Raw genomic sequence first — 17,855 nt, 5'->3', positions numbered from 1 at the left:
TAACATGCCGGTGATATCCTTCGTCACGAGAGCCAGGCCATGAGCAACATCCCCACCGATCTTCGCTACACCGCCACCCACGAGTGGGTTCGCCACGAGGGTGACGGCCGCGTCACCGTGGGCATCACCGAGTTTGCCCAGGAGCAGCTGGGCGATCTGGTCTTTGTCGAGCTGCCTCAGGGCGAGGGCACCATCGAAGCCGGCGAGGCCTGCGCCGTGGTGGAATCCGTCAAGACCGCCTCGGACATTTACGCGCCAGTGGACGGCGAGATCACCCGCCGCAACGAACGGCTGGCCGACGAGCCGGAGCTCATTAACGGCGACCCCTACGGCGAGGGCTGGATCTTCGCCATGACCATGGCCGATGTCGGCGCTTTCGATGAACTGCTGGATGCCGACGGCTACGCCGACGTCATCGCCGAAGAACAATAAAGAGGAGAGACCCATGACCACGGTGACCCGTCGCGGCGAGGTGGTGCGCCTGAATGGCGAGCTGCCATCCGTCGGCCAGACCGCCCCGGATTTTCTGCTGACCCGTACTGATCTCACCGACGTGTCGCTGGCGGATTACGAAGGCTTTCGCAAGGTGCTCAGCATCGTGCCCAGCCTCGACACCCCCACCTGCGCCATGTCCGCCCGCCGGTTCAACCAGGACGCCACGGCGCTCGAGGACACCGTCGTGCTGAACATCTCCGCCGATCTGCCGTTCGCGGCGGCGCGGTTCTGCGAAACCGAAGGTCTGGAGCGCGTTGAAGCCCTGTCCATGATGCGCGACCGCCGGTTTGCCAGTGATTACGGCGTGCTGCAGCTGGATGGCCCCATGGCCGGACTGTCCGCCCGTGCCGTGGTGGTGCTGGATCGGGACAACTCGGTCATTTACGCCGAGCTGGTGCCCGAGATACGCCAAGAACCCGACTATGACGCCGCACTGCGCGCGCTGAGCTGAGCTGAGCCCGGGGGCCGGGGCGTCGAGCTGACCGGGCGGGGGGCGTCCCACCGGAGAGTGTCCCACCGAAGAGTGTCCGCTGGGACTTCTTTTTGGGCTGTCACACGCGTGGGCTAAAACGTAAGGGCTAAAACGTCACAGTCCTGCGACCCCTACTCGCACTGCAGCCACGATTTACGCCAGACGTCACGCGTCTTGCGTCCGGTGTTTGGTGTCTGGTGGTTCGTGTCTGTTGTCTTGGCGGCGCCCCATTCTCTTTCGAGCCCCGCTCTGGTTCTGGCCCAGCCCCGGCCCTAACCTGGTCCCGCCCGAGCCCCGTCCGGCCTTGCTCAGTGCCCGATTGTCGGCATTAACCACTGACGTTTTAGCCCATGCGTCCTAATCTCCAAAACGTAATCCCCCCGCCCTGTGGCAAACTCGTCAGCAGTGTCCGATGACCGTTTTTGATGCCGAAAGTAAGCGCCCATGACCGAATCCACCGATGAACTGAGTCGCCTGCTGGACCGTGCCCGGGCCTGGCGGGACGCTGACCCGGACGCGCACCACCGCGCTGATCTGGACGCCCGGATCCAACGGGCCGAACGGGTGATGACCGGGGCGGAGGAAAGGCCGTCCGGCTCAAACGCCAGCGCCAGCCAGCAGGGCGCTGCGTCCGCGACGGGCACAACCGTCAGCGCCGATTCGTCAGGCCCGCACTCAGGCGCCATCGCGGATCTTCGCGCCTGCTTCGACCCGCCGTTGGGTTTTGGCACTGCCGGTTTGCGTGGACTCAACGGGCCTGGCCCGGCGCACATGAACACCCTACTCATCCAGCGGGTGACCGCGGTGATGGCCGACGTCCTGCGTGCGGAGGTCCCCAACGCCGGCGACCGCGGCGTGGTAATTGGTTATGACGCCCGCCACGGCTCCAAAGCCCTGGCCGAGGCGGCGGCGCGCACCCTGGCCGGAGCCGAGTTCGGAGTGCATGTCTTTGATGACACCACCCCCACGCCGCTGGTGGCGTTCGCTACCCTCGAGCTCGGCGCCGCCGCCGGCATCGTGCTCACCGCCAGCCACAACCCGCCGGAATACCTCGGCTACAAGGTCTACTGGTCCAATGGCGCGCCCCTGGTCTCACCGCTGGATCAGCGCATCGGTCAGGCCCTGACGGCACTGCCGGTGAGCGTGCGTATCCCCCAGGGGGACGAGGATTCGGCGCCTTTCTGGACGGTCCACGGGGACGCACTACGGAGTACGTACTACGCCGCGCTAAAACGCCCCCGCGGCGATCGCCATGCCACTGGCGACGGCACTTCGCCCACCCGCCTGCGAATCGCCTACAGCGCTCTGCACGGGGTCGCTGCCGACGGCGTTTCCCGAGTCCTGGCGGCCCAGGGGGACATCGATCTGCACACCGTGGATAGCCAGATCGCCCCGGATGGCGATTTCCCGACCATTCGCTTCCCCAATCCGGAAGAGGATGGGGCCCTGGATCAGGTCACCGCCCTCGCCGAACAGGTGGACGCCGATCTGGCGTTGGCCACCGATCCCGACGGGGACCGGCTGGCGGTCGCGATGCCGGATGATCAGGGCCGGTGGCAGGTGCTCATGGGCGACCAGACCGGGGCGTTGCTGGCCGATTACCTGCTGAGTGAAATTTACGCAGGACGGAGGACGGAGTACGCCAGTTCAGACCCCGCCAGTTTAGACCCGGCCAGTTCGGAGCCGGCCGCCGCCGACCCGACCCGCGGACGGGACGCCACCCCGGTCCCACCCGACCGCCACGTGGTCATCAACACGGTGGTGAGCTCTCGGCTGCTGGGCCGCATCGCCCGGGCCCATGGCGTTGACTTTGAGCAGACGCTCACCGGATTCAAGTGGATCTGGCATCGGGCGCTGCAGCGCGAGGCGATGGGGGATCGGTTCGTGTTCGGTTACGAGGACGCCATCGGCTTTAGCACCACCCGGCGGGTACGGGACAAGGACGGCATCGCCGCGGCGGTGGCGGTGGTTGAGATGGCGCGGGCGACAGCGACCGAGGGGCGGACGCTGCATCAGCGCCTTCAGGGCCTGTACGCCCGCCACGGCTTGTCGGTGAATCGTCAGATCAATATCAAGCTCGACGGCCCGGCGGCAGGTCAGGCGGCGGCGCAGCGGCTCGCGGCCCTGCGCGGCGATCCACCACACCAGCTGGCTGGGCTGACGTTGCTGCGGCTGCATGATTACCAGGCAGCCGAAAGCCGCGACCCGGATGGTGGCGATGTGGAGCCCATCGGCCTGCCCGCCACCGACATGGTGCAGCTGGACTGGAGGCAGGACGGCCCCACCACCGGCACTTTCCACGCCAACATCCGCCCCAGCGGCACCGAGCCCAAGGTCAAGATCTACCTGGAATACCTGGGTGAGCCGGGCAGTCCGGACCTGGCTGCGGAATCCACCGCGGCTGAGCCACGGCTGATGGCCCTGGGTGAGGCGCTGGCGGAGTGGCTCAAGGGGTAGCCTTCGCCTGGCGCAGCGTGGCCGCAGTGATGAACATCCTGCGTGGCTGGCTGGGGAAGGGCTGAAAGCCGAGGGCTTCGTAAAAGCGGGTCCTTCGGGTGGCGGCGGCTTCACCATCATCGTCCAGCACATCCAGAACCAGGGCCGCCAAGCCGATCTGGTCGGCGGCCATCAGCACGCGATCAAACGCATCTGCCAGTAGGACACGACCGAGGCCCCGTCCCTGATGGGGTTCCGACACCCCCAGCATGGACAGGTAGGCGGCGGGGATCATGCCGTGGGGCGGCGCGTTACGTCGGACGGAGCGCGGCAGATCCTCTGCTTCCGGCAGGTCCAGCCGATGAGCATTGAGCGCATAGTATCCAGCCACGACGGCATCCGCAGATACGGCCACCTGGACGCGGGTGTGGTTGTCGGCCTGCTGCTTTCGCGCCGAGCGTTTCAGGAAGTTGTCGACGCGCGGGATGCCCGACGAAAAGGCCGCTCGATTGTGTCGACGGGCATCCAGTGGCTCGATGCGAAGGCGGCGCAGCCAGTCCGGGTCAGTCGCCATCGCGATGGGTATCGCGATGCAGCTCAAACAGCCCGCGCAGGGCATCCGTCGGCGCCTCGGGTGAATCCAGCGCAGCCATGAAGGCGGCGCTGTCCGCCTGACTCAACTGGGTGCGGTGATGAGACTCAATAGTCGCCCGGGCGTGCTCGCCCAGCACACTGAGGGCGTAGCTGGTGTCGTCCATGCCCATGAGCGTCGCGGCACGCTGAATGTCCGCCTTCAATGCGGATGTCGCACGGAATTCAAGCCGCGCGATGCGCTTGTCGCCGGAGTCGGTGTTGGCGGGTGGCATGGTGTCTCCTTCGACGAAGTCCTTGGCTGACACGTTGATTGTACGGCGCATAGCCGTACGCATCAACGCCCCCACGCGCTATAACCATATTCCAAACGCTTCCATGGCATCCGCGGGCCAAGGGGTTAAGCTGCAGGGATGACCCGCCCGAGGAGGCACCCAGGAAGCATTCAGAAGACACTCAGCAGGCACCCAGCAGGCACCCAGCAGGCACCCCGCAAGCACCCAGGAGGCATCCCATGAAACTCGAGACCCAGGCCATTCACGCCGGCTATTCCCCGGATCCCACCACCAGGGCGGTGGCGGTGCCCATGTACCAGACCACGTCCTATGCGTTTGATGACACCCAGCACGGCGCGGATCTGTTCGACCTCAAGGTCGAGGGCAATATCTACACCCGCATCATGAACCCCACCAATGCGGCGCTGGAGCAGCGGGTGGCGGAGATGGAAGGGGGCATTGCCGGGCTGGCGCTGGCCTCGGGCATGGCGGCGATCACCTACGCTATTCAGTGCATCACCCGGGTGGGGGACAACATTGTCACCACCAGTCAGCTCTATGGCGGCACCTACAACTTTTTTGCCCACGCCCTGCCGCACATGGGGGTGGACGTGCGCTTTGGCAGTGCCGATGACCCGGCGGCGCTGGAAGCGCTTATCGACGGCAACACCAAGGCGGTGTTCGCCGAGACGGTGGGCAACCCCAACGGCAATGTGGTGGACATCGAGGCCCTGGCGGCCATCGCCCATCGGGCCGGCGTGCCGCTGATTGTGGACAACACCGTGCCCACCCCGGTGCTCTGGCGGCCCATCGAGAACGGCGCCGACATCGTCATCCACTCCCTCACCAAGGCCATGGGCGGCCATGGCACCACGGTGGGGGGCGTGATCATCGATTCCGGCAACTTCCCCTGGGCGGATTACGCCGACAAATACCCCATGCTCACCCAGCCTGACCCCTCCTACCACGGCGTGGTGTACACCGAGGCGCTGGGGCCGGCGGCGTACATCGGCCGCTGCCGGGTGGCACCGCTGCGCAACATGGGTGCGGCGCTCTCCCCCATGAACGCTTTCCTGCTGCTGCAGGGCATCGAGACCGTGCCCCTGCGCATGGCCCGCCATGGCGAGAACGCGCTGGCAGTGGCGGAGCACCTGCAGCAGCACGCCGGGGTCAACTGGGTGAAGTACGCCGGCCTGTCAGGCAGCCCGTATTATCCGCTGGTCCAGAAATACATGGGTGGCAACGCCGGGGGCATTCTCAGCTTCGGGATCCAGGGGGGCGAAGCGGCGGGCGCCAGGTTCATCGACGCCCTGCAGCTGATCACCCGGCTGGTGAATATCGGCGACGCCAAGTCCCTGGCCTGCCACCCGGCCACCACCACCCATCGCCAGCTGGGGGATGAGGAACTGGCCAGTGCCGGCGTCAGTCGCGACATGGTGCGGATCTCGGTAGGCATCGAGCATATCGATGACATTCTCGCCGACATCGACCAGGCGCTGGCCGCGGCGGGCCATTAAGCGGCGCTGGCCCCGGGCGCTTTGACGTCTCCGGGCCCTAGCCCTCGCGGCCCGCGTCCTCAATCGCCGGCGATCCGGCGGCCTCAGCGCCGCTGGCCGCCGGCCCCTTAGCCTGTGCCTCAGCCGCCTCACGATAAGCCCGGGCGTTGGCCAGAAACTCTGCGATAAACGCGGCGAACAGACCCAGCATCAGGCCCAGCACGGCGCCCAGGGCCAAGGTCAGGGGCAGCCGTGATTCCTCGGGGCTGGCGCTGGCGGCGGGCGCCCGGACCGTGCGGGTGGGCTGGGCCAGGGCCTGATTGGCCTGCATGGCGGCCAGGGACTGGCGGGCCTCAACCCCGCTCACTGAATCCGCCGCCTCGGCATCGGCGCGGGCCTGTATCTCCCCGATCCGGGCCTGCACCCACTGCTCCCGGGCGGCGAAGCGCGTGGCATGCTGGTCGGTCAGGGCGGTGATCACGCTCTCCATGAGGGCCCGGGTGGGGTCGATGGCGGTGGCAGGAACCAAAGCACTCAGCTCGATGAGGCCTCCGTTTGAGTCGATGACCTCAGCGGACAGGGAGGCCGCTGAGGCCCCGGCGGCCCCGGCAGCCCCGGCGGCCTCGACGGCCCCGGCGGCCTCGACGGACTCGGCAGCCTCGGCAGCCCCGGCGGACTCGGCAGCCCCGATGCCTCCAGCGCCTTCAACAGCCGCCGGGATCAGAATCCGCTCCAGCCGCGTGACCACCGTACCGGGCGCCTCCAGGGGCGCGAGGGCGCCATCATTCCCCGGAACCTGGCCCACCTCGATCAGGGCGCTGACCCGATGCATGGGCGTCTGGGTGGCGGCATAGCCGCCGGCAACCACCAGAGTCACCGCCAGACCCAGCAGCACCAGCCATCGACGCCGCCGCAGGGTTTCCCAAATGTCGTAGAGACTGATTTCGTCATCAGCGGGCCCCATTGGCGGCCCATATCCGTAGCCGTGACCAGGCCCGACTCCGTCGCGGCGGTTTTCGTCCATTAAAAACGGCTTCCTTCAATAACGTTGGATAACGTTAATAAAAAAAACGATTATTCACCACATGACCGGGCAAACCAAATACCGACAACCAGTGACGCAATCCGTCCGCCCGCAGGTCGACCGGCCGTCGGGTTTTGTCGGATACTCGGCCCATCGCACGGTCACGGATGGACGAGCGGCTGAATGGATTTTGAGCTGGGGGCCCTGGTGCCGTCTTTTCTGACCGCCCTGGTGTTGGCGCTGGTGGCGATTCGGGTGCTGCAGCGCTGGGCGCCGCGGCTGGGGCTGATGGATCGGCCCGGGGGGCGCAAGGCCCATCAGCGGCCCACCCCGGTGGTGGGTGGTGTCGGCATTGGGATCGCGTTCGCGCTGTCGGTGCCCTGGCTGATCGCGGCGCAGCCCGCGCTGGTGGACTGGTGGCCGCTGGCCGCGGGCATGGCGGTGCTGCTGCTGGCGGGGCTGGTGGATGATGCCCGGGGGCTTGCCAGCGGGCCCAAGTTCCTGGTGCAGGGGCTGGTGGCAGTGGCCGCCATGGTCTGGGGCGGGGTGGAGCTGGCGGCCCTCGGTACGTGGCCCAGCGGCGCCACCGCCGGCCTCGGCCCGCTGATTCTGCCGTTCACCCTGCTGGCCCTGGTGGGGTTTGTGAACGCCTTCAACATGATCGACGGGGTGGACGGCCTCGCCGGCAGCACCGCGGTGGTGATGCTGGGGTTGCTGGCGGTGGCGGCGGTGCTGGCGGCGGCGCCGGAGGTGGCGCTGCTGGCCGGGACGCTGCTGGCAGCGGTGCTGGGGTTTCTGGTGTTCAACCTGCGCTCGCCGCTGCGCCGCCGGGCCAGTGTGTTTCTGGGGGATGCCGGCAGCCTGATGCTGGGCCTGGCGATTGTCTGGCTCGCCATTGATGTCTCGCAGCGGCCCGGGGCGGCGGTGTCGCCGCTGGGCATCGCCTGGATTCTGGTGCTGCCGGTGGTGGACACCCTCAGCCTGATGATCCGCCGGATCCTGCGGGGCCAGAACCCGTTCCACCCCGACCGCAATCATCTCCATCACATTCTGGGCCGGGCGGGCTTTAGCGTGGGTCAGTGCGCCATGGTCTACGCGGGGCTCACCCTGGCTCTGGGGCTGGCCGGGCTGTCCGCCTCGCTCATCGGCGTACCCGATGTGCTGCTGGCCGGGCTGCTGGTGATGGTGACGATGGGTCATTACTTCTTTGTTCGCTACGCCTGGCGAAGCATCCGGGGTCTCAAGCGTCTTCGCGTCTGGTTGGCCGAGGCGGATGAGCATCGCTCGCCGCACACCGACCGGATGGCGCTGGGCGGGCTCTATGGGCTCGCCGTGGCGGTGCCGCTGGGATGGTCGCCGTTGTTGCTGGCCGCCGGGGGGCTGCTGGTGGTGGCCACCCTTGCCCATGCCCGGGCGGTGGTGGGCGCGTTGCGGGGCCTGACCATCACGCCCCTGGCCCTGGGGCTGGGGGTCTGGATCACCCTGGCGGTGTGGCTGCGGCCGGCGCCGGATGCCGCGGCGTGGCTGCCCATGGTGTGGCTCAGCGGGGTGCTGGCACTGCCGGTGGGCTGGTGGCTGGCGCGGTTTCGGCATCACGCCCTGCCGCTGTTCACGCTGGCGGCGGTGGTGCTCCTGGGCGGCTGGGTGGCCACGGTGGACTGGGGCATGATCGAGGCGGGGTATTTTCGGACGCCGGCTTATTGGGGCGATGTGCGCACCGGGGGGCTGTTGCTCACCCTGATGCTGATGGTGCTGCTGGGGGGTGGGGTGTCCATCGCCGTGGCCTACCGGCGCCAGTGGCGGGCCCGGGCCGGGTTGCTGCTGTCGATGGTGGGCACGGTGACGGTGCTGGTGCTGCTCATCGGCCTGCAGCTGCAGAGCGCGGTGCTGGCGGGCGTGGTGGGGCTGGTGGCCATGGTGATTGCGGCGCTGGTGCACCGCCACGGCGCTCGGCTCGCCGGCGGCCTGGCGGCGGCGGTGGTGATGACGGCGCTGCTGGGCAGCCTGTTTGCCAACACCTTCAAGCCGCCGGGGGTCTCGCTGGATGAGCAGTACCTGAGTCCGGTGCAGGCCGCCCTGCTGCATCTGGGGGGAGCGCCGAGCATGGCGGAGTCCCGCTTCCCGGCGGTGGCGGCGCGCATGGAGGACTGGTCCCTGGCGGCCCAGGGCATCGCCGCCCGGCCCTTCGGGGGTTATGGCCGCCCCGCCGTGACCGAAGCGGCCGGCGCTCAAGCCGGGGCCAGCGGCGCCAACCCGGCCCCCGTTGGCTGGGGGGTCTCCCCGGACCTGCCGGGCACCCGCTCCGCCTACGCCGCCCTGGCGCTCACCGGCGGCCTGCCGGCGCTGGCGCTGCTGGCGGCGCTGCTATGGGCCTGGATGCGGGGCATACGGCGGGCGGTCAGCAGCCAGGCCTGGCCCCTGGCCCAGGGGGTGGTGGCCCATGGGGCGCTGTGGAGCGTGCTGGCGCTCATGGCTCTGGCGCCGGTGGTGATCAGCCCGATCAACGGTCTGATTGTGACCGGGGTGCTGGCCCTGGGGGTGATGGCGGCGCTGGATGCCCGGGACGCCGCCGACCGCCAGTCCCGGGGGCCGATGGCGCCGAACGCTTCCACGGAGTCGTTGCCAGAGCGCCCGGCGCTGCAGCTGGTGGACCAGAGCCGCCGGGCCCGGTCCTAGACCTGGTAATACGCCCGATACCAGTCCACGAACCGCCGCACGCCGGTTTCCACCGGAGTGGACGGCTGATAGCCCACCGCCTGCTGCAGGTCGTCGGCGCTGGCCCAGGTGTCCGGCACGTCGCCGGCCTGTAGCGGCAGCATCTCCATCTTGGCCTCCCGCCCCAGGCAGCGCTCCAGCACCCGAATATAGTCCAGCAGCTGCACCGGCTGGTTGTTGCCGATGTTGAACAACCGCCAGGGGGCGGCGCTGGTGGCGGGGTCCGGGCGGTTGCTGTCCCAGTGGGGGTTGCCGGTGGCGATGTGGTCACTGGCCCGCACCACGCCTTCGACAATGTCCTCCACAAAGGTGAAGTCCCGCTGGTGATGGCCGTGGTTGAACACCGGGATGGGCTCGCCGGCCAGGATTTTGCGGGTGAACAGAAACAGCGCCATGTCCGGCCGGCCCCAGGGGCCATAGACCGTGAAAAACCGCAGCCCGGTGCAGGGCAGGCCGAACAGATGGGCGTAGCTGTGGGCCATGAGCTCATTGGCCCGCTTGGTGGCGCCGTAAATGGCCAGGGGATGATCCGCCGGCTCGTGCTCGGTGAAGGGCATGTGGGTGTTGGCGCCGTACACCGAACTGGTGGAGGCGTAGGTCAGATGCTCCACGTTCTGGTGCCGGCAGCCCTCGAGCACATTGAGAAAGCCGGTGACGTTGCTGTCTACATAGGCCTGGGGATTGTCCAGGGAGTAACGCACCCCGGCCTGGGCGGCCAGATGGATGACCCGGTCCACCGACTCGCTGGCAAACAGCCGCTGCATGCCGGCGGTGTCCGCCAGATCCAGGCGGTAAAACTGGAACCGCTGCGCCGCGCCGGGCAACGCCTCAAGCTGAGCCAGCCGGGCCTCCTTGAGGATGGGGTCGTAGTAATCGTTGACGTTATCCAGACCCACCACGGTGTCGCCGCGGGCCAGCAGAACCTGACAGGTGTGATAGCCGATAAAGCCGGCCGCGCCGGTGACCAGGATTTTCATGGGGGGTACCATACCGCCGGCCCGGGGGCGGTGCCAGCGCCCCGTGGAGTCGCTGTCGGCAAAAATCATCGCTAACCGGGGCTTGTCCCTGTCCGCCCTCCGCGGCACACTCCTGCGGGTGTTCAATGGATGAACAGCAGGAGTTGGGGGTCGACGTGAAGCACTGGTACGCGATCTACTGTAAACCGCGCGAAGACGAGCGCGCCGAACTTCACCTGGATCGACAGGCCTTTGAAGTCTTCCGCCCCAAACACCGCGTCCGGCGCAAGCGTCAGGGCAAGATGACCACCCTCATTGAGTCGCTCTTTCCCCGTTATCTGTTCGTTCACCTGGATGATGTCGCGCAGAACTGGGCGCCGATCCGCTCGACGCGGGGCGTGGCGGGTTTGGTGCGCTGGGGCGACTGGGTGCCGGCGGTACCGGACTGCGTGGTGGACTGCCTGCGCGAGAACATCGACGAGGTCGGCTGCATTCCCACCCCGGCGCCGGATTACCAAAAGGGTGACCGGCTGATGATTAAGGAAGGCCCTTTCGCCGGTCACGAGGGGCTCTTTCACGCCCGGCGCGGTGAAGACCGCGTCATGCTGCTGCTCGAGATCATGAAACAGCCGCAGACGATGGTTTTCCCCGAGGCCTCGCTGGTGCGGGCCTAGGGGGCACGGGTGTCAAGCACCCATTGACCGGTGAATCCAGGGGTTTAGAACGGCAACACCGGTGCCCTCGATATCCTCGACATTGCGTGTGACCAGGGTCAGATCGTTGACGAGCGCGGTGGCGGCAAGCAGTGCATCGATCACCGGCAGGGGCCTTGAGCCATTCAGCCGCCCCCATGTCTCGGCGACGTCCGAATTCACGGGCAAAACTCGGTCGTTGAACTCGGTGGTCACTGCCTGAAGCCATGCCTCTAGCGCTTGGGCTTGGTGAGGGTCACGGCGGCGAGCGCGTTCAACGCCTTGACGGATCTCGCCAATCACTAGAGCGCTGAGCCAAAGCGCTTTGTCCTCGACGCCCTCCCACCAATGCGCCACCGCGGGATGTGCATTGCGCCCTTTGCGCACCTCGGATATGACATTGGTATCGATCAGGTAACTCACAGATCGACGTCCCGTCCAACATCCCTCTGCCGGTCGAGTTCGATCCCTTCGAGTGGGGCGGATTCGAGCAAATGCTTGAAACGCTTCCCAGGCTCACCGAGAAGCTCTGCCTTCAGGCGCTCGCGGACGCCTGCATTCCGGGCCGGGTCGCCGAGGGCAGTCGCCATCGCACGGATAAGCGGGGCGTCTTCTTTGCGCACCTCCACTTCCACTCGGACAAATCCGAGCGCGGCTCGACGCTTGCGCCACTGTGTGGTGGGTGAATGCTGTGCTGTCATCGCGACCTCCGATTATTTCCGGAAATTTTGCCGGAAAAGCGGTTCATGAGCAATTAGGCCCGACTAACGCGCCATTAACGCCTCGAACGCTTCACCGTCCCGGCCCATGATGTTGGGGACAAACGGCGCGTAGACATCAAAGAGCATGGCCGAGTCGGCATGGCCCAGGAGGCGCGAGACGAATAGCGGGTTCTCACCCGCCGCTAGATGCAATACGGCCGCCGTGTGCCGGGTCTCGTAGACGCGCCGGCGCTCCAGGCCCAGCTTTTTCAGCGTAGGTAGCCAGAATTCTTTAGAGACCCGAGCCGGATCCAGTGGCTGGTTTTCGGCGTCGGTGAACAGCAGGGCATCGAGGGGCGTCTCAGGCTGACTCGCATCAGGGGTCACCAGGTGCGGGTTGTTCGCAAAGTCACGGGGATCCTGCGGGTCAGACGAGTCACCGGCCGCCTCACGCACCGTAAGGCCCTCAGCGTCAGCGCGCTCTGGTTGCTCCGGCACACCCCCACGTAAGAGCGCCAGCATCTCGGGGCCATGGTGGGTGCCCACGTAATCCGCCAGCGCATCACTGAGGCGAGAGGAGAGCTGGATGTTCCGGCGCGAGCGCCTAGTCTTGAGCCTCTGCAGCATGCCATCGGTGAGCGCCACCCGAATCCGCAGGCGATGGCGGGGCAGGTCCAGGTCGCGCAGGCGCAGGCCGTTGACCTCACCGGTGCGAAGCCCCGTGTAGAAGCGCACCTCGAAATACAGGCGCATGCGCGGGTCAACAGCCTTCAAGAAGGCATGCACCTGCTCGACGGTGAGCGGCTGGGGGTCCTTGCGGTCATTGGGTAGCGCTGGCAGGTGTTTCATCGGGTTTTTAATCCCGAGTTCGCGCTCGGCCAGGTTCAGAATCGCCGAGATATGCGCCATCAGATTGGTAATGCGGCTGTTGCTGTACTGGCGCCGTCCGTCGGGTCGGGTGGCTTCCATTAACCCCTGTCGGAACAGTCGCAGGGCGCGCTCATCAATCTGGTCCATCGGGTAGTCGCCGAGCGCCGGGACAATATGCCCGCGCAGGTTGTGCGCCACCCGCGTTCGGTAGGCCGGCTTCCAGTCGCCTTTACACATCGCATACCAGCCCCAGGCGTAGGGGGCGAAGCGCTGGCCCGGGTCATCACTGCGATCCTCGCGGAGCAGGCGCTCGGCGGCCTCGATCTTCTTGCTGTCGGGAAACCAGGCCGCGTAGCTGAATGCCCCGGTCTCAAGCTCGGCGTTCAGTCGACGGATGTTCTTGCGCATGCGCTGGCGGTTGGCTGGCGTATCGGGCAAGCCGGTGCCTTCGCGAAAGCGCTTGCCGCGAATGCAGATGTCGTACTGCAGGATGCCGTTGGGGCGGACCACGAAAGACGCCATATCCCGGAGTGTAGGCCGCCCGGCTTAGTCAGGGCTGTGAAGGCGGTCGCGGTTTGGGGCGACTTCATTGACCCGAGCCTGTGATTTCGTTCACACTTTGAACAGTTGCCTCGAAATTCCGATGAGTGCGACTCGGCGGTAGCGTGCCTAGCTGCTTGCCTTCATACTTAAAAAGTCAGTAAAAACAGTGACTAATACGACCGCATCACTTGATGAAGCGCTGGCCCTGCGCGCGCTCCAAGCTCTTGAAACCGATCCCAATCTCAGCCAGCGCGCCTTGGCTCGCGAGCTGGGTGTTAGCCTCGGTAAAACGAATTATTGTCTGCGCGCGCTGATGGACAAGGGACTTGTGAAGCTTCAGAACTTTCAGCACAACCCGCGCAAGATGCGCTACGCCTATCTGCTCACGCCCCAGGGTATTGAGGAGAAAACCCGCATGACTTGGCAGTTCCTGCGCCGGAAAGAGGCGGAGTACGAGGCACTGCAGGCGGAGATCGAGGAATTGCGCCGGCGTGTGACCCCTGATGCGCAGGCGCAGGAGCGATGAGGCTGACGGATCAGCAAGTCGCTGCCATTCGTCAGGTAGTGTCTACGGTCTGCGGAGATGACGCGACTGTCCAACTCTTTGGGTCGCGTCTGGATGATGCCGCGCGTGGCGGTGATGTGGATCTGTTGGTCGTTTTGCCCGAGGCGGTTGAGCGTCCTGCAATGCTCTCGGCGCAGCTATCAGCGAAGATCAGCCGCCATATGCACGGCCGCTCGGTTGATGTTGTGCTATCTGCCCCGAACCTGACAACAACGCCAGTTCACGAAATCGCCGCACAAGAAGGCGTTACGCTGTTGTGACTGATCCCGCCCAGCGAGCACGGTTAGCGTTTTTAAGTCGGGTGATCATCAAAGAGACCGATCATCTTCTGATAACTAATGGCCGCGTATTCAGTCAGCCAATGACGCCTGAGCGCGCACAACGTCTGACCGATGACATAGAAGATTCGGAACAGGTAGACGCCTTTGTAAGCCGTTTCGGCCGACTCCAAGACACGCTTGGTAATCGGCTGCTGCCTGAACTGCTCGATGCCCTGGGTGAGCCCGTGGGGGCCGTGATCGATAACCTTGATCGAGCTGAAAAGCTGGGTCTGGTGAGCTCGGCTGAGCAGTGGATGGTTGTCCGGCGGTTACGCGATCAAATGGTTCATGAGTACATTGAGAGCCCCTCAGTTCTGTCAGATGCGCTAGAAAGCGGCCATGCTTTTGCGAGCGAGCTCGAGGCAACATCGGTCGCAATGATTCGCATGTTGGGCGCCCATGAGTGGGGCGATAAGGCTACGATTGAAAAATTCCTGGCCGGCAGGGGTTCAAGCTGATTGCGCCAGCGCATGGCGCGGTTGCAGCGCCCCTCGGAGGAGCTGATCCGGGAAGAGCGTGACGAGCGCTGAGTGGGACTAAGTTTGATGATTACATCGCCCCGTGGTTTTTATGGCCCTGATCGTGTGGGGGTTTACACACATACCAAGACCCACGACAGAAGGTTATGAGTAAGCAGACAGCCGTCCGCCTGTCGGATGAAACCTATCAGCGTCTGCAGGTGCTATCCGCGCAGACCGGACGCACGGTGACCTATTACATCCGTGAGGCGATCGAAGGCCATCTGGATGATCTTGAGGACATCTAGCTCGCTGAACAGGGGCTTGAGCGACTCCGTCGGGGTGAGGACGAGGTAGTAAGCGCCGAGGCCTTCTGGCGTGGCCTAGAGCTTCCTTGAGATTGCACTTTGTCATGACGTATCATGAAGATTCATGACAGATTTAGGGAACCAGCTATGAGTGCGATTTCACGCCAAAAATTTGCAACCCAAGTAGACGTCAATTTACTCCAAGCGGTTCGGAAACTTGCGGAAACTGAGGGCCGACAGATTCAAGCGGTTGTCGAGGATGCTCTGCGTGAGCATCTTGAATCGAGGCAGAGTGGCTTAGCCCCGCGTCAACGTGTGCTGGATGCTTACGTCAAGAGCACGGAGCGCTACGCAGGTCTTTACAAAAAACTGGCTGAATAGTGGCGATCGAATATCTGCGCTTGGAGGATGTATTGTTCATCCATGCTGAGCAAATCGATCGATTCGGTGGCATCAACGGATTACGCGATCCTGGCCTGCTGGAGGCTGCGCTTTTTCGTCCACAGACCGGCTATTATGACTCTGTCATCGAACAGGCAGCAGCACTATGGGAGAGCCTGTCGCAAAACCATCCATTTTTCGATGGCAACAAACGCGTTGCTTTCGCTGCGGCTTATGTTTTCCTCAGTATCAACGACGTTGAGTTAACGGCTAGCGATGCGGAAGCCCAGCATTTCCTCTTGGACCTTTACCAACGCGATGCCCTGGATTACAGAAGCCTGCTTGATTGGCTGCGTACCCACACGATTAATTAAGGCGTGAATGGTCACTATTAGTAGTGTCTCGCGTACGGACCTAAGCGAGTGGATCAGCGAGGGGCGGCAGTGATGGGGCCAGGAAAAAATGTTCGGCGCAACTCACGTAAACGCCCGGGCGAGCCACTCTGGGGCGGTTTGAGGCCGTTTTGAGGTGACTCAGGGGTGGGGGTTGCCGTCTCAAGAGCGGGGCGTTCCGATTAGGGGAGGGGGATTCCCCCTGGTTTGGCTCATAGTGGGTTTAACGGAAAACTCCGGTCCAAAGCGGAAGTTTCACCGCCAAAAGCCGCCTCGCGAAAGCCGGCCCGCCGCAAAAATCCACCGCCGATAAGGCCCGCAGCACCGCTTTGATCAAAAAACTCCTAAGCCTCTTCACCCGCCGAGAGAAGCGCCGCGGCGCCATCGTCTTGATGATGGCCGTTGGCATGGCCGTGCTCGAGACCGCCGGCGTCGCTTCGGTCATGCCGTTCCTTTCGGTGCTCGGCAATCCGGGGATCGTGGAGACCAATCCGGTGCTTGCCGCCGCCTATGAGTGGGGTGGGTTCGCGAGCGTGGATGCGTTTTTGATGGCGTTAGGGATTGGGGCGTTTGCGCTGATCATTATCTCGGCAGTTTTTCGGGCCGTAACGCTCTATGCGATGAACCGCTGGGCGTGGATGCGGATGCATTCGCTGAGTGAGCGATTACTCGAGACCTATCTGCGCCAGCCCTACGCGTATTTCCTGGATCGCCACAGCGGGGATATGTCGAAGAGCATCTTGACCGAGACCCAGCAGCTCCAAGGCCAGGTGATCCGGCCGGCGTTGAACGTCCTGGCCCACGGCACAGTACTCCTCGCCATTGTCATTCTCTTGGTAGTGATTGATCCCGTGCTCGCCACAGCGGTTGCTGCACTCATCGGCGGTGCCTACGCACTGATTTACGTCGGGATCCGACGCTTCCTTGGTCGGATCGGGCAGGATCGCGTTCGCGCCAACGCCGAGCGTTTCACCGCCGCCGGCGAAGCGTTGGGTGGTATCAAGGATGTGAAGCTCCTCGGCCGCGAGCATGCCTATCTATCGCGCTTTCGCGGCCCTTCGACGCGATTTGCGAAGCATCAGGCGGCAAGCCAGGTACTGGGTCAGGTCCCGAAGTTCCTGATCGAGGCGATCGGTTTTGGTGGCATCATTATACTGACACTAGTGCTGATGGCCGCGAACGGCGGTGTGAGTGGCGGCGGCCTCGGCGGCGTGCTCCCCGTGCTCGGCCTTTACGCCTTTGCTGGCTATCGCATGCTGCCCGCGGCTCAAAACGTTTATCAGGGTATCGCGCAGTTGCGATTCGGCTCGGCGGCAGTGGACACGGTCTACGATGATCTGCACCGCCGGGCGTCGCTCGCCGAAATCCATAAAATCGCACCGGCGCCGATGCAGCCAAAACGCGAGATCGCGCTGGATCAGGTCACCTACCATTACCCCAAGGCCACTCAGCCGGCCCTCGCGGATATCAACCTCACCATCCCAGTGGGCAGCTCCGTGGGACTGGTGGGCAGCACCGGCGCCGGCAAGACCACGCTGGTGGATGTGATCTTGGGCCTGCTCCGGCCCACTGAGGGCGCGATCACCGTCGATGGTGTGCAGGTCACCGATAAGAACCTCCGTGCCTGGCAGGCGGCCCTTGGCTATGTGCCACAGGACATTTTTCTCACTGACGCTACGGTGACCGAGAATATCGCCTTTGGGATTGATCCCGAGCAGATCGATGCCGAGCAGGTTAAGCGCTGCGCGCGCATGGCGCAGGTCCATGAATTTGTGACCCAAGAGATGCCGCAGGGGTATGACACCATCGTCGGCGAGCGGGGCGTTCGCCTATCGGGTGGGCAGCGCCAGCGCATCGGGATCGCCCGGGCGCTCTACCACGACCCGGATATCCTCGTGTTTGATGAGGCCACCAGTGCGCTGGATACCGTCACCGAACGGGCGGTGATGGAGGCCATCGATGCGCTCCATCATCAGAAGACCATCATCCTTATCGCGCATCGGCTCTCCACCGTCGCGGGGTGCGATCAGGTGGTGCTGCTCGACCACGGCCGGGTCGAGGCAAGCGGGCAGTTCGAATCGCTCAAGGCCCAAAGCACCCAATTTCAGAAGATGGCGGGCACCCGCGCCTGATTAATGTTTTCCAACATGGAAGTTGCCAACCAC

General features: G+C 64.7%; 19 protein-coding genes. 13 read left to right on the top strand and 6 right to left on the bottom strand.

Features of this window, described 5'->3' with window-relative positions; all coding sequences use genetic code 11:
• The first annotated feature begins 39 nt into the window (after positions 1-39).
• From gcvH to GJ672_RS09185, 3 genes are all read left to right on the top strand, one after another.
• Complete coding sequence (gene gcvH / locus GJ672_RS09195) at positions 40-432, top strand: glycine cleavage system protein GcvH (RefSeq protein WP_154296893.1); 393 nt, start codon at positions 40-42, stop codon at positions 430-432.
• Positions 433-445: 13 nt separating this feature from the next.
• A complete protein-coding gene (gene tpx, locus GJ672_RS09190; protein ID WP_154296892.1) occupies positions 446-946 on the top strand; it encodes a thiol peroxidase in 501 nt (166 codons plus the stop codon).
• 465 nt (positions 947-1,411) lie between these two features.
• A complete protein-coding gene (locus GJ672_RS09185) occupies positions 1,412-3,424 on the top strand; it encodes a phospho-sugar mutase (protein WP_154296891.1) in 2,013 nt (670 codons plus the stop codon).
• On the opposite strand, the gene GJ672_RS09180 is transcribed toward GJ672_RS09185, so the two are convergent.
• Together GJ672_RS09180 and GJ672_RS09175 are read right to left on the bottom strand one after the other, a co-directional pair.
• Positions 3,414-3,977, bottom strand: a complete 564-nt coding sequence (locus tag GJ672_RS09180) for a GNAT family N-acetyltransferase (RefSeq protein WP_154296890.1) — start codon at positions 3,975-3,977, stop codon at positions 3,414-3,416. The two genes, GJ672_RS09185 and GJ672_RS09180, sit on opposite strands and share 11 nt — an antisense overlap.
• Complete coding sequence (locus GJ672_RS09175; RefSeq protein ID WP_229381883.1) at positions 3,967-4,332, bottom strand: DUF1778 domain-containing protein; 366 nt, start codon at positions 4,330-4,332, stop codon at positions 3,967-3,969. The genes GJ672_RS09180 and GJ672_RS09175 overlap by 11 nt, the downstream gene beginning before the upstream one ends.
• A gap of 176 nt (positions 4,333-4,508) precedes the next feature.
• Here GJ672_RS09175 and GJ672_RS09170 point away from each other — a divergent pair, with 176 nt between their 5' ends.
• Complete coding sequence (locus GJ672_RS09170; protein WP_154296889.1) at positions 4,509-5,786, top strand: O-acetylhomoserine aminocarboxypropyltransferase/cysteine synthase family protein; 1,278 nt, start codon at positions 4,509-4,511, stop codon at positions 5,784-5,786.
• A 37-nt stretch (positions 5,787-5,823) separates the two neighbouring features.
• Here the strand turns inward: GJ672_RS09170 and GJ672_RS09165 are convergent, their stop codons facing one another.
• Positions 5,824-6,789 (bottom strand): Wzz/FepE/Etk N-terminal domain-containing protein, encoded by a 966-nt coding sequence (locus tag GJ672_RS09165; RefSeq protein ID WP_154296888.1) that lies wholly within the window; start codon positions 6,787-6,789, stop codon positions 5,824-5,826.
• Between the two features lie 183 nt (positions 6,790-6,972).
• On the opposite strand from GJ672_RS09165, the gene GJ672_RS09160 reads away from it, so the two are divergent.
• Complete coding sequence (locus GJ672_RS09160; protein ID WP_154296887.1) at positions 6,973-9,465, top strand: glycosyltransferase family 4 protein; 2,493 nt, start codon at positions 6,973-6,975, stop codon at positions 9,463-9,465.
• Here the strand turns inward: GJ672_RS09160 and GJ672_RS09155 are convergent.
• A complete protein-coding gene (locus GJ672_RS09155) occupies positions 9,462-10,481 on the bottom strand; it encodes an NAD-dependent epimerase (RefSeq protein WP_154297120.1) in 1,020 nt (339 codons plus the stop codon). The genes GJ672_RS09160 and GJ672_RS09155 overlap by 4 nt on opposite strands.
• A gap of 125 nt (positions 10,482-10,606) precedes the next feature.
• Here GJ672_RS09155 and rfaH point away from each other — a divergent pair, with 125 nt between their 5' ends.
• On the top strand, positions 10,607-11,134 hold the full coding sequence (rfaH, locus tag GJ672_RS09150; protein WP_229381882.1) for a transcription/translation regulatory transformer protein RfaH: 528 nt from the start codon (positions 10,607-10,609) through the stop codon (positions 11,132-11,134).
• 12 nt (positions 11,135-11,146) lie between these two features.
• On the opposite strand, the gene GJ672_RS09145 is transcribed toward rfaH, so the two are convergent.
• Positions 11,147-11,575, bottom strand: coding sequence for a type II toxin-antitoxin system VapC family toxin (locus tag GJ672_RS09145; protein ID WP_154296886.1), 429 nt, complete (start codon positions 11,573-11,575; stop codon positions 11,147-11,149).
• A gap of 71 nt (positions 11,576-11,646) precedes the next feature.
• On the opposite strand from GJ672_RS09145, the gene GJ672_RS09140 reads away from it, so the two are divergent.
• Complete coding sequence (locus GJ672_RS09140) at positions 11,647-11,838, top strand: hypothetical protein (RefSeq protein WP_154296885.1); 192 nt, start codon at positions 11,647-11,649, stop codon at positions 11,836-11,838.
• A gap of 78 nt (positions 11,839-11,916) precedes the next feature.
• Here GJ672_RS09140 and GJ672_RS09135 read toward each other — a convergent pair whose 3' ends face one another.
• Positions 11,917-13,233, bottom strand: a complete 1,317-nt coding sequence (locus tag GJ672_RS09135; protein WP_229381881.1) for a site-specific integrase — start codon at positions 13,231-13,233, stop codon at positions 11,917-11,919.
• 199 nt (positions 13,234-13,432) lie between these two features.
• Here GJ672_RS09135 and GJ672_RS09130 point away from each other — a divergent pair, with 199 nt between their 5' ends.
• The 6 genes from GJ672_RS09130 to GJ672_RS09100 all read left to right on the top strand — a co-directional run bounded on the left by GJ672_RS09130 (position 13,433) and on the right by GJ672_RS09100 (position 17,822).
• Entirely contained in the window at positions 13,433-13,792 is a 360-nt protein-coding gene (locus GJ672_RS09130; RefSeq protein WP_195759504.1) for a MarR family EPS-associated transcriptional regulator, read from the top strand.
• Positions 13,789-14,091: a nucleotidyltransferase domain-containing protein gene (locus GJ672_RS09125; protein WP_229381880.1), complete on the top strand. Its 303-nt coding sequence runs from the start codon at positions 13,789-13,791 to the stop codon at positions 14,089-14,091. The genes GJ672_RS09130 and GJ672_RS09125 overlap by 4 nt, the downstream gene beginning before the upstream one ends.
• Positions 14,088-14,609: a hypothetical protein gene (locus GJ672_RS09120; protein ID WP_154296883.1), complete on the top strand. Its 522-nt coding sequence runs from the start codon at positions 14,088-14,090 to the stop codon at positions 14,607-14,609. Before GJ672_RS09125 ends, GJ672_RS09120 begins: the two co-directional genes overlap by 4 nt.
• Positions 14,610-14,776: 167 nt before the next feature.
• A complete protein-coding gene (locus GJ672_RS09680) occupies positions 14,777-14,917 on the top strand; it encodes a ribbon-helix-helix domain-containing protein (protein ID WP_195759503.1) in 141 nt (46 codons plus the stop codon).
• 380 nt (positions 14,918-15,297) lie between these two features.
• Complete coding sequence (locus GJ672_RS09105) at positions 15,298-15,672, top strand: type II toxin-antitoxin system death-on-curing family toxin (RefSeq protein ID WP_154296881.1); 375 nt, start codon at positions 15,298-15,300, stop codon at positions 15,670-15,672.
• Positions 15,673-16,019: 347 nt separating this feature from the next.
• Positions 16,020-17,822, top strand: coding sequence for an ABC transporter ATP-binding protein (locus tag GJ672_RS09100; protein WP_370517585.1), 1,803 nt, complete (start codon positions 16,020-16,022; stop codon positions 17,820-17,822).
• Positions 17,823-17,855: the final 33 nt, after the last annotated feature.

Source organism: Spiribacter sp. 2438 (assembly GCF_009676705.1).
Lineage (GTDB): Bacteria > Pseudomonadota > Gammaproteobacteria > Nitrococcales > Nitrococcaceae > Spiribacter.
The sequence above is the reverse complement of the archived record's forward strand: the minus strand, read 5'-3'. Positions and strand labels throughout refer to the sequence as shown.

What these genes read in the sequence shown, in the direction of transcription:
- GJ672_RS09180 (WP_154296890.1), bottom strand. Translation starts at nt 3,977, where the DNA reads ATGGCGACTGACCCGGACTGGCTGCGCCGCCTTCGCATCGAGCCACTG.
- GJ672_RS09680 (WP_195759503.1), top strand. Translation starts at nt 14,777, where the DNA reads ATGAGTAAGCAGACAGCCGTCCGCCTGTCGGATGAAACCTATCAGCGT.
- rfaH (WP_229381882.1), top strand. Translation starts at nt 10,607, where the DNA reads ATGGATGAACAGCAGGAGTTGGGGGTCGACGTGAAGCACTGGTACGCG.
- GJ672_RS09185 (WP_154296891.1), top strand. Translation starts at nt 1,412, where the DNA reads ATGACCGAATCCACCGATGAACTGAGTCGCCTGCTGGACCGTGCCCGG.
- GJ672_RS09160 (WP_154296887.1), top strand. Translation starts at nt 6,973, where the DNA reads ATGGATTTTGAGCTGGGGGCCCTGGTGCCGTCTTTTCTGACCGCCCTG.
- GJ672_RS09170 (WP_154296889.1), top strand. Translation starts at nt 4,509, where the DNA reads ATGAAACTCGAGACCCAGGCCATTCACGCCGGCTATTCCCCGGATCCC.
- GJ672_RS09175 (WP_229381883.1), bottom strand. Translation starts at nt 4,332, where the DNA reads ATGCGTACGGCTATGCGCCGTACAATCAACGTGTCAGCCAAGGACTTC.
- gcvH (WP_154296893.1), top strand. Translation starts at nt 40, where the DNA reads ATGAGCAACATCCCCACCGATCTTCGCTACACCGCCACCCACGAGTGG.
- GJ672_RS09165 (WP_154296888.1), bottom strand. Translation starts at nt 6,789, where the DNA reads ATGGACGAAAACCGCCGCGACGGAGTCGGGCCTGGTCACGGCTACGGA.
- GJ672_RS09140 (WP_154296885.1), top strand. Translation starts at nt 11,647, where the DNA reads ATGCTTGAAACGCTTCCCAGGCTCACCGAGAAGCTCTGCCTTCAGGCG.
- tpx (WP_154296892.1), top strand. Translation starts at nt 446, where the DNA reads ATGACCACGGTGACCCGTCGCGGCGAGGTGGTGCGCCTGAATGGCGAG.
- GJ672_RS09125 (WP_229381880.1), top strand. Translation starts at nt 13,789, where the DNA reads ATGAGGCTGACGGATCAGCAAGTCGCTGCCATTCGTCAGGTAGTGTCT.
- GJ672_RS09155 (WP_154297120.1), bottom strand. Translation starts at nt 10,481, where the DNA reads ATGAAAATCCTGGTCACCGGCGCGGCCGGCTTTATCGGCTATCACACC.